Genomic DNA, 22,238 nt, shown 5'->3' on the forward strand with positions numbered 1-22,238 from the left:
AGGTTAAGGGGACTAGTTAGCGCAAGCGAAGCTATGAACTTAAGCCCCAGTAAACGGCGGCCGTAACTATAACGGTCCTAAGGTAGCGAAATTCCTTGTCAGGTAAGTTCTGACCCGCACGAATGGCGTAATGACTTGGGCACTGTCTCAACAACAAATCCGGCGAAATTGTATTGCGAGTGAAGATGCTCGCTACCCGCGATTGGACGGAAAGACCCCGTAGAGCTTTACTGTAGCTTAGCATTGAATTTCGGTATTGTCTGTACAGGATAGGTGGGAGACTGAGAAGTAGGGGCGTCAGCTCCTATGGAGTCACCCTTGGGATACCACCCTGACAGTACTGAAGTTCTAACCACAGTCCATGAAACTGGTCGTGGGACATTGTTAGGTGGGCAGTTTGACTGGGGCGGTCGCCTCCTAAAATGTAACGGAGGCGTCCAAAGGTTCCCTCAGAGCAGTTGGAAATTGCTCGTAGAGTGCAAAGGCAGAAGGGAGCCTGACTGCGACACCCACAAGTGGAGCAGGGACGAAAGTCGGGCTTAGTGATCCGGTGGTACCTCGTGGGAGGGCCATCGCTCAACGGATAAAAGCTACCTCGGGGATAACAGGCTGATCTCCCCCAAGAGTCCACATCGACGGGGGGAGGTTTGGCACCTCGATGTCGGCTCGTCGCATCCTGGGGCTGAAGTAGGTCCCAAGGGTTGGGCTGTTCGCCCATTAAAGCGGCACGCGAGCTGGGTTCAGAACGTCGTGAGACAGTTCGGTCCCTATCCGTCGCGGGCGTAGGAAATTTGAGAGGAGCTGTCCTTAGTACGAGAGGACCGGGATGGACTGACCTCTGGTGTACCAGTTGTTCCGCCAGGAGCACGGCTGGGTAGCTATGTCGGGACGGGATAAACGCTGAAAGCATCTAAGCGTGAAGCCCACCTCAAGATAAGATTTCCCATAGCGTAAGCTAGTAAGACCCCTTGAAGAACACAAGGTTGATAGGTCAGGGGTGTAAGCGCAGTAATGTGTTTAGCTGACTGATACTAATAGGTCGAGGGCTTGACCAAATATTCTTAATCTGTTCAGTCTTGAGAGAATAACATTCTCTTAAAGGAAACTCGCTCAACAGAGTTGAGGAGTACTGATTAGTTAGCAAAATCGAAGATTTTGACTAATCATGTATCTGGTGGTAATGGCAAGAAGGTAACACCCGTTCCCATTCCGAACACGAAGGTTAAGCTTCTTAGCGCCGATGGTACTGCAGGGGAGGCCCTGTGGAAGAGTAGGACGCTGCCAGGTTAAAATGGATCTTTAGCTCAGTTGGTTAGAGCAACCGGCTCATAACCGGTTGGTCCGGGGTTCGAGTCCCTGAAGGTCCACCATACGGGGGTATAGCTCAGTTGGGAGAGCATCTGCCTTGCACGCAGAGGGTCAAGAGTTCGAGTCTCTTTATCTCCACCATATAACAGTCCGAAAGGGCTGTTTTTTTATTTTACTTTGTTTTCTTATTTAAATTTAATGTAATTATAAAGCAGACGATAAGTCTGCTTTTTTTTATTATTAAGAAGTACAAATATAATATATTAAAAATAAATCATAGAAAAAGACATTGTTATGGAAAAGAAAATAGAAATTTAGTTTTAAAAGACCATAGCGATTAATAGTATATTATATATAAAGTTATAAAGTGAATATAGTTTTTATTCAAAGAGTAAATGCAGTAACAGATATAAATAAATAGTGTATTATTTTTTAATTGCTTTTTTATAATTAAAACTGCAGTAATGGCGTTTAAGCTACTAGCTGTAGTTAAAATAAATAAAGGGGGAAAAAACATGAAAAAGAAGCTTTCAATAATTTTAACTGTTTTTCTGATTTCATCTATAGCTTTTACTGGATGTACTAAAAAGGATGAAGGAACAACAAGTACAGCTAGCTCTGATGTTATAAAAATTGGAGTATTTGAACCAATAACAGGAGCTAATGCAGCAGGTGGGGCACTAGAGGTAGAGGGAGTTAAACTTGCTAATAAGATGTATCCTGAGGTGCTTGGAAAAAAAGTTGAGCTAGTAGTAGTAGATAATAAGTCAGATAAAGTAGAAGCTGCTAGTGCTGCAGCTAGATTAGTTGAAAAAGAAAAGGTATCTGCAATTATAGGAAGCTGGGGAAGTTCTTTATCTATGGCAGCAGGAGATATAGTAAAAAAGGGAAAAGTTCCGGCAGTAGGAGCGTCATGTACAAACCCATTAGTTACAAAAGGAAATGATTTTTACTTTAGAGTATGTTTTATAGATCCATTCCAGGGTACTGTTATGGCAAATTACGCTTATGGAAAGTTAAATGCTAAAAAAGCAGCTATAGTAGAGGAAGTATCTAATGATTATGCGGTAGGTCTTTCAAAGTTTTTTACAGACTCATTCAAAAAACTAACTGGAGATGATAACTGTATAGTAGCAGTGTCAAATTACAATACAGGAGATCAAGATTTTACGGCTCAATTAACAAACATTAACGCTAAAAATCCAGATATTATTTTTGCACCTGGTAATTTTACAGAGTCAGCTCTACTAATAAAACAAGCAAGACAACTTGGAATAAAAACTCCTATTATAGGTGGAGATACATGGGAGACTCCAGAGTTTATAGATATTGGTAAAGACGCAGTTGAAGGGGCTGTATTTTCAACTTTCTTTACATCAGAAAAGCCAATAACAAAGGAATCAGAAAAATTTTTAGAAGCATATAGAAAGCAGTATAATAAGGAACCAGCAGCAGTTACTGCTCTATCTTATGATGCCTATATATTAATTTTAGATGCAATTAAAAGAGCTAATAGTTCAGACCCAGTAAAAATACAAGAACAATTAGCTAAGACTAAGGGCTTTGAAGGGGCTGCAGGTATTATAACTCTTGATGAGAATGGAGATGCAGTTAAAAATGCTGTTATAAAGGTAGTTAAGAATGGTAAGTTCACATATTTAGATACTATCGAACCTCAAAAATAATAGTTTTTAAAATTTGATATAATTCCAGTTTTTACTGGAATTATATCAAACTAAATTTATGGGTGGTGAGAATATGAGCTTTGAAATGTTTTTACAACATCTTACTAATGGAATATCCCTAGGCAGCTTATATGCACTTATTGCAATTGGTTACACCATGGTATATGGGATACTGAGACTTATAAATTTTGCTCATGGAGATATATTTATGATGGCTACATACTTTGCCTTTTTTGGTGTTGTTAGTTTTAGTATGCCTTGGTATGTATCATTTATTGCGGCTATAATTCTTACAAGTGTGTTTGGAATGATGGTAGAGGTATCAGCTTATAGGCCATTAAGAGATGCACCTAAAATATCTATACTTATATCAGCTATAGGTGCTTCATTTCTTATAGAAAATGTAGCTATTGTACTATTTGGGGGGAGGCCAAAGGCATTTCCTCAGCCAAAATTATTTACCCAAGTAGTGAAAATAGGAAGTGTTTCATTACAAAGGCTTACATTTATAATTCCAGTAGTAACTATATTGCTTTTGTTATTCTTAGTTTATTTAATAAATCATACAAAAAGTGGGATGGCTATGAGAGCAGTATCTAAAGACCATGAAACTGCTAGGCTTATGGGGGTAGATGTGAATAAAATAATATCCTTAACCTTTGGAATAGGTTCTGCACTTGCAGCTGTTGGAGGTATGATGTGGGGATTAAAATTTCCGCAGATTGCTCCACTAATGGGAATTATACCAGGATTAAAGTGTTTTATTGCTGCAGTAATTGGTGGAATAGGAAATATAACAGGAGCAGTAATTGGAGGATTTATTTTAGGAATTGGTGAAATTATGTTAGTTGCCTTTCTTCCAGGATTAACGGGGTATAGAGATGCATTTGCATTTATAGTGCTTATATTAATTTTATTAATTAAACCTACTGGAATAATGGGCGAAAAAATATCAGAGAAGGTGTAGGCTATGAAGAAAAGAAATATGATTTTAAATGCAATTTCTATTTTGCTTTTATTAGCTTTTCTTATTTATGCAAATAATAACTTAGATGCATATAAGGTTAGAATATTAAACCTCTGTGCTATATATGTGGTATTAGGGTTAAGCATGAATTTAATTAATGGGTTTACGGGACAATTCTCACTTGGGCATGCCGGTTTTATGGCAGTTGGTGCTTATACTACAGCAATTCTTACTATGCCTCAGGCCGTAAAAACTCAAAATTTTTTTATGGTGCCAATGATTAGACCACTAGATTCAATTACCATGCCATTTTTTCCAGCACTACTAATAGCCGGAATATTATCTGCTTTTGTGGCATTTTTAATTGGAGCACCTGCGTTAAGACTTAAAGGTGATTACCTAGCAATAGCAACTTTAGGCTTTGCTGAAATAATAAGGGTTATATTTACAAATACTCAAAGTATTACAAATGGTGCTCTTGGATTAAAAGGGATTCCTAATACAACAAATCTTTGGTGGAGCTTTGGAATTGCCTTTTTTACCGTGGTATTTATGGCGCTATTAATAAACAGTAGTTATGGTCGAGCGCTAAAAGCAATTAGAGAAGATGAAGTTGCCGCAGAAAGCATGGGCATAAACCTATTTAAACATAAAGTACTATCCTTTATTATAGGTGCATTTTTTGCTGGTATTGGAGGAGGTCTTTTAGGTAACTTGCTTGGAACTATTGATCCACTTATGTTTAGATTCTTACTTACATTTAACATACTTCTAATAATAGTTTTAGGAGGAATGGGCAGTATCACAGGAACAATTATATCTGCATTTATTGTAACTATAGCAGGTGAAGCTTTAAGATTCTTAGATGAATCAATTAATCTAGGGTTTGTAGTTATTCCAGGAAAAGCTGGGCTTAGAATGGTTATATTTTCTATGCTGCTTATGCTTGTAGTTATATTCTATAGAAATGGAATTATGGGTACAAATGAGTTTAGCTGGGATAGGATTATAGCGAGATTTACTAGAAAACCTCTTAAAAAGGAGGGAGAATAATGACTGTATTAAGAACTGATAATATAACCATGCAATTTGGCGGGTTAACTGCTGTTAAGGATTTTAACTTGACTTTAAATAAAGGCGAAATAGTTGCATTGATAGGGCCTAATGGGGCAGGAAAGACAACTGCATTTAATATGATAACAGGAGTTTATAAGCCAACAAAGGGTACTATCTACTATAATGAAAAAGATATTACAGGGACTAGATCTGATGTAATAACAAAGATTGGCATTGCAAGAACCTTTCAAAATATTAGATTGTTTAAAGATTTAAGTGTACTTGATAATGTGCTTATAGCAAATCATCTACATATTAAGTCTAATTTTCTAGAGGCTACTTTTAGGCTGCCACGATATATGAGAGAAGAAAGAAATATGCTTAAAAAGTCATTAGAACTTCTTGATATAGTTGGATTAAGTAATATGAAGAATGAAAAATCAAGTTCATTACCTTATGGAAAGCAAAGGAGGCTTGAAATAGCTAGGGCTTTGGCTACAAATCCACAGATTCTTCTTTTAGACGAGCCAGCAGCAGGAATGAATCCAAAAGAAACTGAAGATTTAACTGCATTTATAAAGGATATTAGAAATGAGTTTGATTTAACTGTATTTATGATAGAACATCATATGCAGGTGGTTATGGATATATCAGATAGAATATATGTATTTGATTATGGAATTACTATTGCTGAGGGCAGTCCTAGTGAGATTCAATCAAATCAAAGAGTTATAGAGGCCTATCTGGGGGTGAACGAAGAAGATGCTTAAGGTAGATAATTTAGTGGTTTCATATGGTGGGATTGAAGCATTAAAAGGAGTAAGCTTTGAAGTTGAAGAGGGGAAGATTGTTTCATTAGTTGGTGCGAATGGAGCTGGTAAAAGCACTATTTTGAGAACAGTTGTTGGTCTTGTAAAACCTAAGAGTGGGGAGATAGTTTACAATAATAAAAACTTACTTCAACAAAAGACAAGGGATATGGTGAAGGAAGGTATTGTATTAGTTCCTGAAGGAAGACGGGTATTTGCAAATCTTAGTGTTATTGAGAATTTAAAGATAGGTGCTTATTTTAGAAAAGATGAGAAAAATATAAAAGATGATATAGAATGGGTATATAATTTGTTTCCAAGATTAAAAGAAAGAAGTTGGCAGTCAGCAGGTACTCTCTCTGGTGGGGAGCAGCAAATGTTAGCAGTCGGTAGAGCGCTTATGTCAAAACCTAAGCTTTTAATGATGGATGAACCATCTTTAGGATTGGCTCCATTAGTTGTAAAGGATATATTTAGTATTATTAAAGAAATACACAAACAGGGAGTAACTATATTACTAATTGAGCAAAACGCAAATGCAGCCCTCCACATTGCAGATATTGCTTATGTTATAGAAACAGGAAGAATAACTTTAAAGGGGACTGGTAAAGAACTTCTTATAAATGAAGAAGTTAAAAAGGCATATCTAGGGCAGAGTGCGAAAAGTTAGGAATAGAGCTAGCAGAATTTAAACTGCTAGCTTTATTTTTTAGAATGGCTTTCTTTTTAAGAAATTATATTATTTATTAAGAAGGTTTTAAGCTATTTAGGCATATGTATACGAATTTAATTATAAATATAATGTATAGGGCTTTATATTTAAGAAATTTCATTAATATAGGCCTATATTTATAAAAAAGGGAGGTATATTTATGATTAAACTGTTAGGTATTTTAATTATTTTAGTTGGCTTTATTTTAAAACTAGATACCATAGCTGTAGTTGTGGTGGCTGGCATTACAACTGGTTTAGTTTCTGGAATGTCTTTTAATGAAATTATGACGGTATTAGGAAAGGCTTTTGTTGAGAATAGGTATATGTCGTTATTTATTATCTCTCTTCCTGTTATAGGAATACTGGAAAGGTATGGCTTAAGAGAAAGAGCTGCATATTTGATTGGCAAAATTAAGTCAGCTACGGTGGGAAGACTTACAAGTTTATACTTAGTTATTAGAACCTTGGCAGCTATGTTCAGCATAAGAATAGGTGGACATGTTCAATTTATAAGACCTTTAATACTTCCTATGGCACAAGGTGCTGCTAAATCAAGATATGAAAATATTGATGAAGAGGATGAGGAGGCAGTAAAAGGCTTAGAGGCTGCAGTTGAAAATTATGGTAACTTTTATGGACAAAACTTTTTTGTGGCTTCTGGCGGAGTACTTTTAATAGTAGGTGTTTTGAAAGAACTTAAATATAATGTAGAGGCATTAGATATAGCAAAGGCTTCACTACCAATAGCTATAATAATTATGGTTGTTGGAACATTGCAGTTTTTATATTATGACAAGAAATTTGATAAGAAATACAGGAATAAATAATGTATGGAGGTGAGATATAATGCTTAAAAATTCTTTAACTGAATTACTATATGTATTATGTGGACTAGTTTGCTTTTATTCTGTATATGCCACATTAAAAGATAAAAAACACCCTTCAAGAATTGCTACAGCACTATTTTGGGGTCTACTGGGTATCATATTTACCTTTAGCAGAATCGGTCTATTATGGGGTAATAAAAATATTTTTATAAAGGATATATATATAGGATATGCAATTTTAGTATTAACATTATTATCAGCTTCAAAGAAAGTTAAAATTGGTAAGTTTAAAGAATCTACAGAAGAATTTAAAAAGGCTGCTTCTGAAAAGGTTGGCAATAGTATATTTATACCTGCATTAACTCTTGCTATAGTTACCTTTGCAGTTGCGCAAATATGGACAAAACAATTAGGATCATTAGTTGCACTTGGAATAGCTGCAGTAGTTTCTGCTATTTTAGCACTAGTTATTACAAAAGGAAAATCTAGTGATATGGCAGAAGACGGCAGAAGGCTCTTAGAAATTGTTGGACCAGTTAACATACTTCCTCAGCTCCTTGCAGCTCTAGGTGCTTTATTTACAGCTGCTGGTGTAGGTACTGTAATATCAAATGGCATAAAAGGGGTTATTCCTCAAGGAAATATACTTATGGGAGTTATAGCATATTGCGTAGGTATGGCTTTATTTACAATGATAATGGGAAATGCATTTGCTGCGTTTGCTGTAATTACAGCAGGCATAGGGGTACCATTTGTAATAGCACTTGGCGGTAATCCAGTAGTTGTTGCTGCATTAGGATTAACTGCAGGTTACTGTGGAACTTTACTCACACCAATGGCTGCTAATTTTAATATAGTTCCTACTGCAATACTTGAAATGAAGGATAAGAGATATGGTGTAATAAAGTATCAGGCTCCAGTGGCACTTATAATGCTGACAATACATATAGTTTTGATGTATGTTTGGGCATTTTAGATATTTTAGTATAGGACTTTTAATTAGGTCCTATACTTTAAAATTTTTTATAGAATCTAGTAGTTTTGGAGGGCAGAAAAATGAAAATATTAGTTACTGGTTTTGATCCTTTTGGAGGAGAAAAGGTAAATCCAGCATTTGAAGTTATAAAAAAATTAAAGGATAATATTGAAGGGGCAGAGATAGTAAAGTTACAAGTACCAACAGCCTTTTATAGCTCTGTAAACAAGACTGTTGAGAAGATAGAAGAAATAAAACCAGATGTAGTATTAATGATTGGGCAGGCTGGTGGAAGGTTTGATGTTACAGTAGAGAGAATAGCTATAAATTTAGATGATGCCAGAATACCAGACAACGAAGGTAATCAGCCTATAGATAAGCTAGTAGACGAAGAAGGGCTTACAGCTTATTTTGCAACTTTACCTATAAAAGCAATTGTAAATAGAATTAAGGAAAAAAATATACCTGCAAGTGTATCAAATAGTGCTGGTACATATGTGTGCAATCATTTAATGTACGGTGTTTTAAATCATATCTATAAGAATAAATTAAATATAAAAGCTGGGTTTATACATATACCTTTTTTATTGGAGCAAGTTTTAAATAAACCTAATGTGCCTGCAATGACACTAGATAGCATGGTTACTGCTATAGAATCTGCAATAGAAGTAATTGCAAGGAATGAAGAAGAAGTAAAAGTAATAGGTGGAGTTATTTGCTAGTATAAAAGCTAACCCTTAAAGTATAGTAATACAGCTACTTTAAGGGTTAGCTTATGTTTATTTATGCTTATAGGCTCTATATCTCATAAAGAAGGCTATAGAAGAAAGTAGTCTTAAGCTTCCAACTATAAATAGCGCTATATAGATGTTGGTCCAATGCTTTAAATTCATGCCTAATATAGGTGCCGCCATTAAGGTTATATTAGTAAGCACTGTATATATTCCAATATATAAGGTTCTGTTTTCATTAGGTGCTGATTCATATAGGTTATTTAGAAGCAGCAGTGTAGTTCCAGCTACTGCAGAGCCAGTAACAAAATTAAATAAAACAACATGAATTATATTGGTTGATATCATGTACATAAAAGGAGTTAAGCCCATAATAAAAATAGCTAAAAATATACTAAATTCATTACCTTTTTTCTCGGATAACTTTTGCCATAATGGAAAGGTAATTGCTTGAGCAATACAAGATACTGTAGTTATAAGAGCAGTCCAAGACTCATTTGAGTGAAGTATATCTACTTCATAACTAAAGAAAAGAGGCCAGCCCATTTGCCAAGCAAAGTGAAACATAACTACACAAATGCAGTAGTGGAGAAATCTTTTATTTGAAGTAGTCATATTAATAATATTTTTTATGTTATGTAAAAAGGAACTGCTTTTGAATTCAGTAATAGTTTCAATTTGTCTATTGCTTTTATCTAATTTATATTTAGTAAGTGAATATATCTCAAAAATAGCTAGAATAAAAGCTATGATAAAGAATACTTGATAGAATTTTATTCTCTCTGTATTACTTTTAGGTATGTAAAATAGCAATTGGCCTGTTATAAGGGTAACGACAAGGGCACTTATTGTAGATAGAGCACTTCGTTTTGAAAAGGCTCTACCCCTCCAGGTTTCAGAAAATATATCTGCCATGTAGGATTGCCAGCCCATAGTTGCTATAGAGTTAGGAAAGTTCATTGCCCCATAAAGAAGAACGAACAAGCCAGGTTGAATCCATGCAGGTAAAAATGGTATTAAAACAAAAAGTAAAAAGAAGCTTCTTCCAAATCCAAAGAAAAGCCCTGTTACTCTTTTTTTATTTTTATATTTTCTAAAAAGGTAACTTCCAATGAATACTGCAAGAATTGAAAAGATAGCTGGATATGAATTTAAAAGAGCTATATCATTATCCGTACCATTAAGACGCTTTGTATAAAGGCTTGCAAAAGGAATAACTAAGTTTATTGATAGAGCTTGAAGTATGCCGTTTATATTATTTACCGATAAATTATAATCCAAAATTGACTTCGATTTATTTTTGAAAAGTTTCATAAAAATGCCTTAACTCTTTAAGCTAAAGCTGCACCCCCTTTGTTGTTTTGATACCAGCCCCTAGTATTATATTAATTGAAACCTTCGTTAAAAGCAAAGCAAATGTTATTTTTCATTCATTAACAAATTGTTAATACATCTGCTATAATAAATGTATTAAAATGTTAGTATTACATGAAGTGTTTCTATTAATAATTAAGAAAAAGACCTATATGGACTTTTTAAGGAAACTTAAATTATAAAGTAAAAAGTACCCACTGGTCTAACTTTAAGGAGGATGCAATGTCCTTATATAGAGTAAAGCAGTTTTTTTGGGCAATTACAGCTAAAATGAGCTTAGAGGATATAAATTTTATAAAAAGCTATCTAAATTCTTCAGAAGTAGAATTATTCAATACACTAACGGGTTATGAACAAAAGCATTCAGTAAATGTAGCCATGGATGTTAAAGAAACCTGTAGAGCTAAAAATATGAATAGTTATAATATGATTAGAGTGGCACTTCTTCATGATATCGGCAAAACACAGGCTAGATTGAATCCTATAGAGAAGTCTATTTTTGTTATTATAAATAAATTATCTAAAGGCAGGCTTAAAAATATAAAAACATTAAAAAAAGTAGAGAAATATTATAATCATGGAGAGATAGGTTATAGAATATTAAAAGAATGTGGTAAATATGATGATCGTTTTTTGTATCTCATAGAAAATCACCATAACAAAAGTATAGTCGGAGACAAAGAACTGGAAATACTTATAGAAAGTGATGATAAAAATTAAATTGTTTCTATTTGTATGCTACTAGATTAATGTGCATTAATAACTGATTATATGAGGGCTAATAATAATTATGGTTACCTAAGGATATAGGAGGGCTTTATGAATTCTAAAGAGAGAAGAAAGTATATTGAATCACTTCTTTTACAGTCTAATGAGCCGCAAAAAGGAAGCAATCTAGCAAAAGAATTAGGGGTTACTAGGCAAATAATTGTAAAAGATATCGCTATTTTAAGAGCTGAGGGTGTAAATATAATTGCAACGCCGGATGGATATATAACACCAAAGGAACAAAAGAATTCAATAAAAAGGGTTATAGCAGTATGCCATAAGCCTGAGGATATAGAGAATGAGCTTAGCTGCGTTGTAAAGTTTGGAGGAATTGTAGAAGATGTTATTATTGAACATCCGTTATATGGAGAAATGAGGGGCATGCTTATGATAAAAACCCTATATGATCTTCAAAACTTTATTCAAAGGCGCAGTGAATATGAGGCGGAACCATTATCAGCTTTAACAAGAGGAGTTCATTTGCATACTATAATTGCGGAAAACGAAGAAGTTATGGATAGAATAGTAAAAGAATTAAAGGAAAAAGGTTATTTATTATATGAATAAAAACGAAAACATGGAGGTTTTCATGGAAAAGGTAGCGCTTTTAAGATGTGAAGAATATGATGTAGACTTAATAGAAAAAAAGCTTAGAGAGGGCTTTCAGCTTTTGGGTGGAGATTCTTTTTTACGACAGCTTATTCCAGAAAATAGTAGGGTTTTGTTAAAGCCCAATTTATTAAGTGTAGAAGGTGCAGGATCGCCGGTAATAACTCATTATGCCGTTTTTGAAGCAGTAATTAGAATAATAAAGGAATATTCAAGTGATATTACCTTTGGAGATTCTCCAGGCTTTGGAGACCCTAGAAAGGCTGCTGAAAAGTCTGGGCTTATGGAAGTTGCAAATAAGTATGGTGTAAAGTTTGATGATTTTAGAGAAACGGTACATGTTAAGCTTGATGAGTCAATTTTGTGTAAGTCATGGGATGTTGCAAAAGCAGCTTATGAGTCTGATGTTTTGATAACTTTACCAAAGCTAAAAACTCATGCTATGGCATATTTTACAGGAGCAGTAAAAAATCAATTTGGATGCATATCAGGAACTCAAAAGGCTTCATGGCATACTAGAATGCCTGATGCAAATAATTTTTGCAAAATGCTGCTGGATTTAAATACAGTCGTTAAGACAAGCTTTGCAATTTTAGATGGTATAGTAGCCATGGAGGGTAATGGACCTAGAAATGGCCAGCCACATAAGATGGATACAATTATTATGGGTAAAAGTATTAGTGCCGTGGATTCAGTCGGTGTAAGGCTCATTGGATATGACAATCCACTAGATACACCAGTATTAAAAGAAGTAGCAGATCATAAATGGGGTACAGTGTTACCAAAGGATATTCAGGTTTTAGGTGAAACTATAGATACTATGAAAGCAAGGAATTTTAAGCTAAGCAGGACGGGAGGGAGTTTTTATTTTAAAAGTCCAGCAGTTACAAAGTTTTTAGCAAAGATGCTGGCTCCAAACCCAGTTTTAATACCAGATAAGTGTATTGGGTGTAAGCGATGCCAAGAGGTTTGTCCGGAAACCCCAAAAGTAATATCTATGGTGAAAACCGGAGATAAATTTAATCCAACTTGGGACATGAGCAGATGCATAAGATGCTTTTGCTGTCAGGAGTTATGCCCTGTAGGAGCAATTGAGACAAAGCATTCAACTATTGGAAAAATATTAGGTCATAATAAGAGGTGAGCATTATGAAAAAAAGAGCAGCAGGAATAACTACATTGATTATTTTAATCCTTGTGGTTGCGTTTTTTGACAGAATAGTTAACTTTATAGTTAATATAAAGTGGTTTAAGGAAGTAGGCTATTTATCAGTTTATTTTACGAAAATAGTGGCTGTGCTTGAACTTATGGTACCTATATTCCTTATCGTTTATTTGGGAATATGGTTATACTATAGAAGCATTAGAAAAAGTGTTATAAAGCTTCAAGATGTTGTAGAAATAAATCCAAAGAAAAAGTCTCTAGAAAGAAAAATATTCGTTATAGCTGACTTATTTGTATCATTCTTAATTTCTTATGGAGTTGCTTCTAATTATTGGTATAGGATATTACAATTTAAAAATTCTACTAACTTCAATGTAAAGGATCCAATATTTAACATGGATGTTTCATTCTTTATATTTAAGCTTCCTCTAATTGAATCTATTTATGCGGCGCTAATGACACTGCTTGTATTTTTGGTAATAATAACTTTAGTTATATACTTTGTTTTTAGTGCAAAGGATAGAATAATTTCAGGAAATGTTAGAGATAGAATAAATTCAGTAAAATCCGTAAGAAGCGGGCTTACTAAATTTGCTGGAAAACAGCTTGCAATGGTTTCTTCATTAATTTTATTGCTTTTGTCCTTTGGATATTTAATAAGGGCATGGAATTTAGTATATAGTCCAAGAGGAGTAGCTTTTGGAGCAAGCTATACTGATATGCATGTAAGCTTAATATTCTTCAGAATAATAACAGTAGTGTCTATTATTGCAGCAATAGTTATTTTTATAAGTGTACTTAAATCTAAGGTTAAGCCCATTATTATATCTGTCTCAGCAATAATAATATTAATGGTACTTGAGGGAGTTGCCTCAATGTTGGTTGAAAACCTTGTTGTAAGATCAAATCAAAAGTCTTTAGAGCAGCCTTATTTACTTAATAACATTAACTATACCAGAAAGGCCTTTAATATAGAAAATGTTGAACAAAAACCATTTGAGGTTAAAAATACTTTAACGAAGGAAGATATAGGTGCTAATAAAGATACTATAAATAATATTAAAATAAATTCCTTTAAACCATCACTTGAATTCTATAATCAGGTACAGGTAATAAGATATTACTATGGATTCAATGATATTGATGTAGATAGATATACGATAAATGGAAAGTATAATCAAGTGTTTGTAGCTCCAAGAGAGATAAATTTGGATTCCTTAGAGGGCAATGCAAGTACATGGCAGAATAAACATTTAATTTATACCCACGGCTATGGAGTTGTTATGAGCAAGGTTAATTCTGTTACTTCAGAAGGCCAACCTGATTTTGTAATTAAGGATATACCACCTGACAATTCTACAGATATTAAACTTAATAATCCAAGAATTTATTTTGGAGAAAAGACAAACGATTATGCTATAGTTGATACGAAAATGAATGAATTTGACTACCCTAAGGGTGGAGATAATCAATGGAATAAGTATGATGGTAAGACTGGAATAAATTTAGGGATATTCAATAGATTGCTCTTTGCAATAAACGAGAGAAACATGAATTTCTTATTATCTAAAGATATTACTAGTGATAGTAAAATACTTATTAATAGAAATATAGTAGATAGAGTTAATAAAATTGCTCCATTTTTAAGTTATGATAAAGATCCATATGTAGTTATAAGCGATGGAAAATTGTATTGGATTATGGATGCATATACTACTTCAGATAGATATCCATATTCCCAACCATACGATAATGTAAACTATATAAGAAACTCTATAAAGGTAGTAGTAGATGCTTCTGATGGTACTACAAACTTTTACATTGTTGATAAGAATGATCCTATAGCAGCTAGTTATAAGAAGATATTCCCTGATTTATTTAAGGATGTATCTACTTTATCAAAGGATATAGTGAGTCATTTTAGATATCCTCAAGATTTATTTAATATTCAATGTTCAGTGCTTGGAAAATACCATATGACTGATCCAGGTGTATTTTACAATGCAGAGGACCTATGGGAAGTATCAAAAAATCAAACTACAGTTCAGGGCCAAACAACTGCTAATGAAGGTTCTTATGTAATTATGAGACTACCTGAAAGTAAAGATGAGGAAATGCTTCTTCTACAATATTTTAACATGAGAAATAAGGATAATATGGTGGCACTGTATGGAACTAGGATGGATGGAGATAATTATGGAAAGATGGTTTTATATAAATTCCCTCCTCAAAAGACTATATACAGTCCGTATTTGTTCAAACAAAAAATAAATCAGGATACTACTATATCACAAGCATTATCTCTATGGAATAAAGAGGGCTCTGAAGTTATATATGGAGATACTATGATAGTTCCTATAAATAATTCGTTGCTTTACGTGGAACCAATGTATCTAAGAGCTAGTGGAAAGAATAGTATCCCAGAAATGAAGAGAGTAATTGTGTCTTATGGGGATAAATTAATTCTTGCAGAAAGTATAGATTCAGCGTTAGAACAGTTGTTTAATTATAGTGAAGGAAATGGACAGCAGCCTACATTACCTAATGCAAACGGAACTTCAAATTTAGATGCTAATTCAAAAGAAAAGCTTAAGAGTGCTAAAGAGATGTTTGATAAAGCAATTGAGGCGCAAAAGAGTGGGGATTGGGCTAAATATGGTGAATATATAAATAAAGTATCAGAATTATTAAGTGATTTAAATAAGTAATGAGAGAGATTTCATCCTAATAAACTAAGCATTGGGATGAAGTCTTTTTTCTTTCCCAGGAAATAAAAAATAGGAAAACTCGGTTAGAATATGAAAAAGCTGTCTAGAATACCATTATGAGGCGGTTTAAAAGCTAATATTATTGGAGGCAGCAAAATGAAAAAAAGCATTATAATATTTTTGATTTTTACCATATTTTTTATTTTCGCACCACCTTTTTTAGTAAAGTATGATAAAACTCAGCAAATAACTAGTGTAGAGGCTTCAAAGAAGGATGGAGTTAATACAGAAGTTACAAATAATGAAATAAAGGAAAATGAAAGTAAAGTATCTGAGAATAAAGTAGATAATGAAAAAGATGAAGATATAACGACTTTTTCTTCTAATACTTGTTTTAAGAAGACTTATTATATTAGCGGTGATAGAGTTAATATATATGAGGACAGCACTGGAAAGGATAAAGTAATTGGATATTTAAAAAAGAATGATGTAATAGTAGCATATGAAGAGAAGAATGGATATATATATTGCGAAAATAACGTAGGAAACAAAGGATGGGTAAGAAAGAATAAAGATAATCTAACTGGAAGCAACTATAAAGCAACTCAATATAAAGTAGATATTAACATAACCACTCAAAAAATGAATATTACAAAAGATAATAAAAATATTAAAACTATACTTTGTTCTACAGGAGAAGTAGGAAATGCTGATACTGAAACTCCAATTGGAGTTTTTTATGTTCAAGAAAAGGGATCTTATTTTTATAGTTCAAAGTATAACCAAGGAGCAAAGTATTTTATTAAATTTTTTTCAAATTATTTAATACACTCTATACCTACAGACAAAAATGGTAATATAATAGAAGAGGAAAAGAAAAAACTAGGAATTCCTGTATCTCATGGCTGTATAAGAGTGCCTATGGAAGATTCAAAGTGGATATATGACAATATTCCTAAAGGGTCAATGGTTGAGATACATTATTAGGAGGACGGTATGGATTACGATGTGGTTATACTAGGTGGTGGAATCATAGGCTGTGCTGCTGCTTATGAACTTTCAAAATATAGCTTAAATATCGCAGTAATTGAAAAAAATTATGACATTGCAGATGATGTAGCTTTAGTAAACACAGATATAATATACGATGGAATAGAATGCGATGATACTTTGGTTTCAAAGCTGGAACTAATGGGCAACGGTATGTTTGAGGAATTGTGCGAAAGACTGGATGTACCATTTAACAGGTCTGGCGGACTTATAATTGCTGGAACAGAAGAAGAAGAAAAAAGAATAATACAAATGTATGATAAAGCCATAAATAAAGGAATTAAAAATCTAAGAGTTTTAGATAGTGAAAAAGTTTATGAAATGGAACCTAATCTTAATGTTAAAGTTAGAAAGGCCATATATTCAGAAAATATGGGAGTAATTTGCCCCTATGATCTAGCTATTGCTTATGGAGAAGTAGCCTTTGATAACGGTGTTAATTTCAAGCTTGAAGAAGAAGTTGTTGAAATTGTAAAGCTGTCAAAGGGCTTTAGAGTTGAAACAAATAAAAATAAATTTACTTGTAAGATGGTAATAAACACAACATATAAAGGTCAGTATGGAATAGATAATGAAACCTTTGAAAGTGTAGATAACAATGGAGGAGATGTTAATTACTTCTTGTTAGATAAGGGCTTTAAAGGCATGTTTTCTAATGTTCTTTTTAATATAGGTGAAAAAGGGGACATAACTTACGCTGTACCTGCTGTACACGGTAATACAGTGGCTGCACTTAATACAAGGGAAAATTTAGATTTTAATAATTCGCTGCAAAAGGTATCAGGCCTTGTAAATGGTATAAAGGTAGAAAACATAGTAAATTACTATCAGACAACCCTACATGACAATACCGTCCTAATAGACGATAGCTCTGTAGATAAGGGATATATAAAGGTAATTGCAAAGCACTATGGAGAAGTTACTATGACTCCTGCCATAGCTATAATAATTTGTGAGACTGTTATAAGCAATACAAAATGTAAATTAAGAAGAGATTTTAATGACAAGAGAAGAGAGTTTTTTAGATTTAGATACATGTCCAATGAAGAAAGAGCAAAAGTAATAAAAGTAGATAGCAAGTATGGAAAGATGATCTGCAGATGCCAGAAGGTAACAGAGGGTGAGATAGTTGATGCTATTAGAAGACCACTAGGGGCTAGAACTGTTGAAGGAATAAAGAGAAGAACTGGAGCCACCTTTGGAAGCTGTCAGGGATCTTATTGCTTAAATAAAATTGTTAGTATACTGGCAAGGGAAACTAATAAGAATGTTATAGATATAGTAAAGGATTCTAAAAGTTCTAGGGTAGTTCCAAATAGAATAAAAGAATTTGATGGAGTATAGAAATAAGGTAGGTGAGTTTACTTGGTAAAGCAAGCAATATGCAATAGATGTCTCAAAAAATGTATTTTAGACATAGAAAAACTAGATACTTTACTTGAAGTATCAGGTAACCAATGTGATGAAGGCATAAAATATGCTGAAGAGGAGATAAAAAACAATAGTGGCATATTAACTACACTAGTAAGGATAAAAGGAGCAAGCTATAATGTAGTACCCGTAAAAAGCAGCAAGCCTATAGAAAAACAACTATGGGTTGATTGTTCAAAAGCACTAAGCCGGATTTATGTTGGAGCTCCTATTAAAATAGGCGATATAGTATGTAAAAATATACTTAATACAGGGGTTGACATAGTCTGCAGTAAAAACGTAGATAAATTAAAATAGAATTAATTTTATTAAGTTATGGTGGCAACGGGGAGTCTTTTGTCCCTTTAGAGACTAAAGGCTCTTTTTATTTTGTACAAATATTGATTAAAAAATTAGCTGGTTTTTTCAGTAATATATATTCTGCCCAATTTAATAATCAAGGGGGATTAGTATGTTAGATTTAAAAAGGATTAGAAATAATCTAGAAGAAGTAAAAAACAGATTAGCTGTAAGAGGAGAGGCATATTTAACATTTATAGATGAAGTTGTAGCACTTGATGAGCAAAGAAGACAGATTCTAGTACAGGTGGAAGAATTAAAGAGCAAAAGGAATCGAGTTTCAGCCGAAATACCTAAGCTTAAGAAAAATGGACAAGATGTAGCGCCTATAATGACTGAAATGAAGCAGGTAGGGGAACAGATTAAAGAACTAGATACAAAAGCTAACGAACTAGATGAAAAGATACATAATATAATGCTTAGAATACCCAATATACCAAATGCAGAAGTACCAGTAGGAAAGTCAGATGCAGATAATTTGGAAATAAGAAAATGGGGAGAGCCAGTAAAATTTGAGTTTCAGCCAAAAGCGCATTGGGATTTAGGTTTAAATTTAGATATACTTGATTTTGATAGAGCAGGCAAAATAACAGGGTCAAGATTTACTGTTTACAAAGGACTTGGAGCTAGACTGGAGAGAGCCATTATAAACTATTACCTAGATACTCATATTGAGAAAAATGGATATACAGAAATAATGCCTCCATACATGGTAAACAGAAAGAGTATGACAGGAACAGGACAGCTTCCTAAATTTGAAGAAGATGCCTTCAAGGTTACAGGTACTGATTACTTTTTAATACCAACTGCTGAAGTACCAGTAACAAATCTGTATAGTGATGAAGTACTAAAAGGAGAAGAGCTTCCTATAAAACATGCAGCTTATAGTGCTTGTTTTAGATCAGAAGCAGGTTCAGCAGGTAGAGATACTAGAGGTTTAATAAGGCAGCACCAATTTAATAAAGTAGAACTTGTTAAATTTACAAAGCCTGAGGAATCATATGAAGAACTAGATAAATTAATTAATGATGCTGAATCGGTACTTCAGGGGTTAGGACTTCCATATAGAGTGGTAAGACTATGCTCAGGAGATTTGAGTTTTACATCAGCTTGTACCTACGATATAGAGGTTTGGATGCCAAGCTATAACAAATATGTTGAAATATCAAGCTGCAGTAACTTTGAAGATTTTCAAGCTAGAAGAGCAAACATAAGGTACAAAGAAAATGCTAAAGATAAGCCTAAGTTTATTCATACTCTAAATGGTTCTGGGGTAGCTATTGGAAGATCAGTAGCAGCTATATTAGAGAACTATCAAAAAGAAGATGGAACTATTGAAATTCCAGAGGTATTAAGACCATACATGGGTGGAAGAGAAACAATAAAATAAAAAGTACTTTTAGTTAAAGTATTTATAAGGCAGCCAGTATATAGAAGTAAATTATATAGTACAGATAATGAATAATAATTAATCTGCAGGTTATTATAATTACTAGCTGACTGCTTTAAGTTCTTATAAAAAAATTAAAAAAATACTATTGACATTAAAATTGAATGTTGATATAATAATCATTGTCACTGGACATGGAAAGATGGTCGAGTTGGTTTAAGGCACCGGTCTTGAAAACCGGCGTACGGGTGACCGTACCTAGGGTTCGAATCCCTATCTTTCCGCCATTTTTTTATTTGGAGATGTACTCAAGTGGCTCAAGAGGACGGTTTGCTAAACCGTTAGTAGGGGTAACCTTAGCATGGGTTCGAATCCCATCGTCTCCGCCAAAAACATCTAACAAAGGTTAGATGTTTTTTGTTTTATTATACAAGTATACTAGAACTACAATATATGAGTAAGGTTGACAATCCTATGGATTAAATTACTTATAACTGTCCATAATTACTATAGAATAAGTAATATGGCATAAAATTGTATTTGATTTTTATACTAGTGTATGATAATATAATAATGCTTAACATGCGACGGTAGCTCAGTTGGATAGAGTAGCTGGCTACGAACCAGTTGGCCGGGGGTTCGAATCCCTTTCGTCGCACCATAAAAAAGACCTTCACGAATTTAGTGAAAGTCTTTTTTTATTTGTAGCATACCTTGTATTAAAAATCTCTATAAAATTATTTTTGTGATTCTATAAGGATTTCCATAAGTAAGTTAGTTGTTTCCCACTAAAATCCCTTTCCTCTTAATTAATAACCACAAAACTTAAACATCCTTCTCTGAATATTATGCGGTTTGAAAGCAAATATTATAATTAATATTAATATTAGTTTAGAAGGAAGTGTGTATTATGAAAGAACTTAGAAAAGGGGTCTATTGGGTAGGAGCTTCTGATTGGAAGGTTAGGTATTTTCATGGTAATGAGCTTTCAACCCATAGGGGCAGTACATATAATTCCTATCTTATAAAAGACGAAAAGACGGTGCTTATAGATACAGTATGGGAACCACTAACAGATAGGTTTTTAGAAAATTTAAGTGAAGTTGTTGATATTAAAAAAATAGACTATGTGGTGATGAATCACATGGAACCAGACCATTCTGGAGCTTTACCTACCATCATGGAGTATATTCCAGATGCAACAATTATTGTTTCTAAAAGAGGGGTTGAAACAATAAAGGAGTATTATCATAAGGATTGGAAGCTAAAGGTGGTCAATCAAGGAGATAAGCTTAGTATAGGAAAGAATGAGCTTACTTTTATCGAAGCAAGTATGCTTCACTGGCCAGACAGTATGTTTACATATCTGAGTGGGGAGAATATCCTTTTTTCTAATGATGCTTTTGGACAGCACTTTGCTTCGTCAGAAATATTTAATGATTTAGTAGATGAAGCTGAAGTCTACCAGGAAGCTATAAAATATTACGCTAACATATTAACCCCTTTTAGTAACTTTGTTACTAGGAAAATAAATCAGCTTAAGGAACTGAATTTGCCTGTGGAAATGATTGCTCCAAGTCATGGGGTTATATGGAGAAAAGATCCTATGAGCATAGTAGAAAAATATTATGAATGGGCACAGGGGAAATCAGAGAAAAGTGTTGTTATAATATATAATTCAATGTGGGGAGCTACTCATAAAATGGCAGAGTTCATAGCAAAGGGTCTTGGAATGGCTGGAGTTGAATACAAAATATTCAATACAGCTACAGCAGATAGAAATGATATACTGGCAGAAGTTTTTAAATCTAAAGGTGTCATTCTTGGTTCTTCAACAGTAAATAACGGTCTGCTCACATCATTAATGCCAGTAATAGAAGATTTAATTGGACTAAAATTTATTAACAAAGTTGGAGCTGCATTTGGAAGCTATGGATGGAGCGGAGAATCTCCAAAGCTTCTGTCGGAGTACCTAACAAAAGCTAAAATAGAAGTCATACAGGAAGGTTTAAAGGCAAAGTATATGCCAGATACTGAAGAACTGGACAAATGCATTGAATTCGGTAAAAATTTTGGTGAAACTATGTTATCAAAGTTTAATGATTAATAAAAAGAAGTATTTGCTGCAGCAAATACTTCTTTTGTTTTTTTAATCCTCTGTCACTTCAAATTGGTCCTTGCCAACTCCACATAGTGGACATACCCATTCTTCAGGAATATCTTCAAAAGATGTGCCTGGAGCTACATTATTATCTGGATCTCCTATTTCTGGGTCATATATGTAACCACAGACTATACAAATATACTTTTTCATAATATCTTCTCCCTTCA

The 22,238-nt window shown here is 33.6% G+C and carries 19 protein-coding genes, 5 tRNA genes and 2 rRNA genes (1 of these 26 cut by a window edge); 24 read left to right on the forward strand and 2 right to left on the reverse strand.

The window, feature by feature from the left end; all coding sequences use genetic code 11:
- The 12 genes from bsdE14_RS09740 to pcp form a co-directional block, all read left to right on the forward strand.
- Positions 1-1,055: ribosomal RNA gene (locus tag bsdE14_RS09740) — 23S ribosomal RNA — on the forward strand; it begins 1,854 nt to the left of the window's first position.
- 115 nt (positions 1,056-1,170) lie between these two features.
- Positions 1,171-1,287: ribosomal RNA gene (gene rrf / locus bsdE14_RS09745) — 5S ribosomal RNA — on the forward strand.
- A 6-nt stretch (positions 1,288-1,293) separates the two neighbouring features.
- Positions 1,294-1,370 (forward strand) — tRNA-Ile (locus tag bsdE14_RS09750).
- 3 nt (positions 1,371-1,373) lie between these two features.
- Positions 1,374-1,449, forward strand: a tRNA-Ala gene (locus tag bsdE14_RS09755).
- 374 nt (positions 1,450-1,823) lie between these two features.
- Entirely contained in the window at positions 1,824-2,993 is a 1,170-nt protein-coding gene (locus tag bsdE14_RS09760; RefSeq protein ID WP_264849740.1) for an ABC transporter substrate-binding protein, read from the forward strand.
- Positions 2,994-3,066: 73 nt separating this feature from the next.
- A complete protein-coding gene (locus bsdE14_RS09765) occupies positions 3,067-3,960 on the forward strand; it encodes a branched-chain amino acid ABC transporter permease (RefSeq protein ID WP_264849741.1) in 894 nt (297 codons plus the stop codon).
- A 3-nt stretch (positions 3,961-3,963) separates the two neighbouring features.
- A complete protein-coding gene (locus bsdE14_RS09770; protein WP_264849742.1) occupies positions 3,964-5,013 on the forward strand; it encodes a branched-chain amino acid ABC transporter permease in 1,050 nt (349 codons plus the stop codon).
- Positions 5,013-5,786 carry an ABC transporter ATP-binding protein gene (locus bsdE14_RS09775; protein ID WP_264849743.1) on the forward strand — a complete coding sequence of 258 codons (774 nt, stop codon included), beginning with the start codon at positions 5,013-5,015 and terminating at the stop codon, positions 5,784-5,786. Before bsdE14_RS09770 ends, bsdE14_RS09775 begins: the two co-directional genes overlap by 1 nt.
- The gene (locus bsdE14_RS09780) at positions 5,779-6,495 is read left to right on the forward strand and encodes an ABC transporter ATP-binding protein (RefSeq protein ID WP_264849744.1); all 717 of its coding nucleotides are present in this window, start codon (positions 5,779-5,781) and stop codon (positions 6,493-6,495) included. The genes bsdE14_RS09775 and bsdE14_RS09780 overlap by 8 nt, the downstream gene beginning before the upstream one ends.
- A 205-nt stretch (positions 6,496-6,700) precedes the next feature.
- A complete protein-coding gene (locus bsdE14_RS09785) occupies positions 6,701-7,366 on the forward strand; it encodes a DUF969 domain-containing protein (protein ID WP_435382605.1) in 666 nt (221 codons plus the stop codon).
- 19 nt (positions 7,367-7,385) lie between these two features.
- Positions 7,386-8,342 carry a DUF979 domain-containing protein gene (locus tag bsdE14_RS09790; protein WP_264849746.1) on the forward strand — a complete coding sequence of 319 codons (957 nt, stop codon included), beginning with the start codon at positions 7,386-7,388 and terminating at the stop codon, positions 8,340-8,342.
- A gap of 80 nt (positions 8,343-8,422) precedes the next feature.
- Positions 8,423-9,064 carry a pyroglutamyl-peptidase I gene (pcp, locus tag bsdE14_RS09795; protein WP_264849747.1) on the forward strand — a complete coding sequence of 214 codons (642 nt, stop codon included), beginning with the start codon at positions 8,423-8,425 and terminating at the stop codon, positions 9,062-9,064.
- Positions 9,065-9,121: 57 nt separating this feature from the next.
- Here pcp and bsdE14_RS09800 read toward each other — a convergent pair whose 3' ends face one another.
- On the reverse strand, positions 9,122-10,387 hold the full coding sequence (locus tag bsdE14_RS09800) for an MFS transporter (protein WP_264849749.1): 1,266 nt from the start codon (positions 10,385-10,387) through the stop codon (positions 9,122-9,124).
- 282 nt (positions 10,388-10,669) lie between these two features.
- Here bsdE14_RS09800 and bsdE14_RS09805 point away from each other — a divergent pair, with 282 nt between their 5' ends.
- The 12 genes from bsdE14_RS09805 (at position 10,670) to bsdE14_RS09860 (ending at position 22,014) form a co-directional block, all read left to right on the forward strand.
- Entirely contained in the window at positions 10,670-11,167 is a 498-nt protein-coding gene (locus tag bsdE14_RS09805) for an HDIG domain-containing metalloprotein (RefSeq protein WP_264849750.1), read from the forward strand.
- Between the two features lie 99 nt (positions 11,168-11,266).
- Positions 11,267-11,782: a transcription repressor NadR gene (locus bsdE14_RS09810; RefSeq protein ID WP_264849751.1), complete on the forward strand. Its 516-nt coding sequence runs from the start codon at positions 11,267-11,269 to the stop codon at positions 11,780-11,782.
- Positions 11,783-11,804: 22 nt separating this feature from the next.
- Positions 11,805-12,968 (forward strand): DUF362 domain-containing protein, encoded by a 1,164-nt coding sequence (locus bsdE14_RS09815; protein WP_264849752.1) that lies wholly within the window; start codon positions 11,805-11,807, stop codon positions 12,966-12,968.
- A gap of 5 nt (positions 12,969-12,973) precedes the next feature.
- Entirely contained in the window at positions 12,974-15,697 is a 2,724-nt protein-coding gene (locus bsdE14_RS09820; RefSeq protein WP_264849753.1) for a UPF0182 family protein, read from the forward strand.
- 156 nt (positions 15,698-15,853) lie between these two features.
- Positions 15,854-16,684, forward strand: a complete 831-nt coding sequence (locus bsdE14_RS09825) for a L,D-transpeptidase family protein (RefSeq protein WP_264849755.1) — start codon at positions 15,854-15,856, stop codon at positions 16,682-16,684.
- Positions 16,685-16,693: 9 nt separating this feature from the next.
- Positions 16,694-18,091, forward strand: coding sequence for an NAD(P)/FAD-dependent oxidoreductase (locus bsdE14_RS09830; RefSeq protein ID WP_264849756.1), 1,398 nt, complete (start codon positions 16,694-16,696; stop codon positions 18,089-18,091).
- Positions 18,092-18,112: 21 nt separating this feature from the next.
- Positions 18,113-18,475: a DUF1667 domain-containing protein gene (locus bsdE14_RS09835; protein ID WP_264849757.1), complete on the forward strand. Its 363-nt coding sequence runs from the start codon at positions 18,113-18,115 to the stop codon at positions 18,473-18,475.
- A gap of 154 nt (positions 18,476-18,629) precedes the next feature.
- The gene (gene serS / locus bsdE14_RS09840; RefSeq protein ID WP_264849758.1) at positions 18,630-19,907 is read left to right on the forward strand and encodes a serine--tRNA ligase; all 1,278 of its coding nucleotides are present in this window, start codon (positions 18,630-18,632) and stop codon (positions 19,905-19,907) included.
- Positions 19,908-20,103: 196 nt separating this feature from the next.
- Positions 20,104-20,194: transfer RNA gene (locus bsdE14_RS09845), tRNA-Ser, on the forward strand.
- An 11-nt stretch (positions 20,195-20,205) separates the two neighbouring features.
- Positions 20,206-20,296: transfer RNA gene (locus tag bsdE14_RS09850), tRNA-Ser, on the forward strand.
- Positions 20,297-20,491: 195 nt separating this feature from the next.
- Positions 20,492-20,568 (forward strand) — tRNA-Arg (locus bsdE14_RS09855).
- Positions 20,569-20,817: 249 nt separating this feature from the next.
- The gene (locus bsdE14_RS09860; RefSeq protein WP_264849759.1) at positions 20,818-22,014 is read left to right on the forward strand and encodes an oxygen-binding di-iron domain-containing protein; all 1,197 of its coding nucleotides are present in this window, start codon (positions 20,818-20,820) and stop codon (positions 22,012-22,014) included.
- Between the two features lie 42 nt (positions 22,015-22,056).
- Here bsdE14_RS09860 and rd read toward each other — a convergent pair whose 3' ends face one another.
- Positions 22,057-22,221, reverse strand: coding sequence for a rubredoxin (rd, locus tag bsdE14_RS09865; RefSeq protein WP_264849760.1), 165 nt, complete (start codon positions 22,219-22,221; stop codon positions 22,057-22,059).
- Positions 22,222-22,238 lie beyond the last annotated feature (17 nt).

This window comes from Clostridium omnivorum, assembly GCF_026012015.1.
GTDB lineage: Bacteria > Bacillota > Clostridia > Clostridiales > Clostridiaceae > Clostridium_AX > Clostridium_AX omnivorum.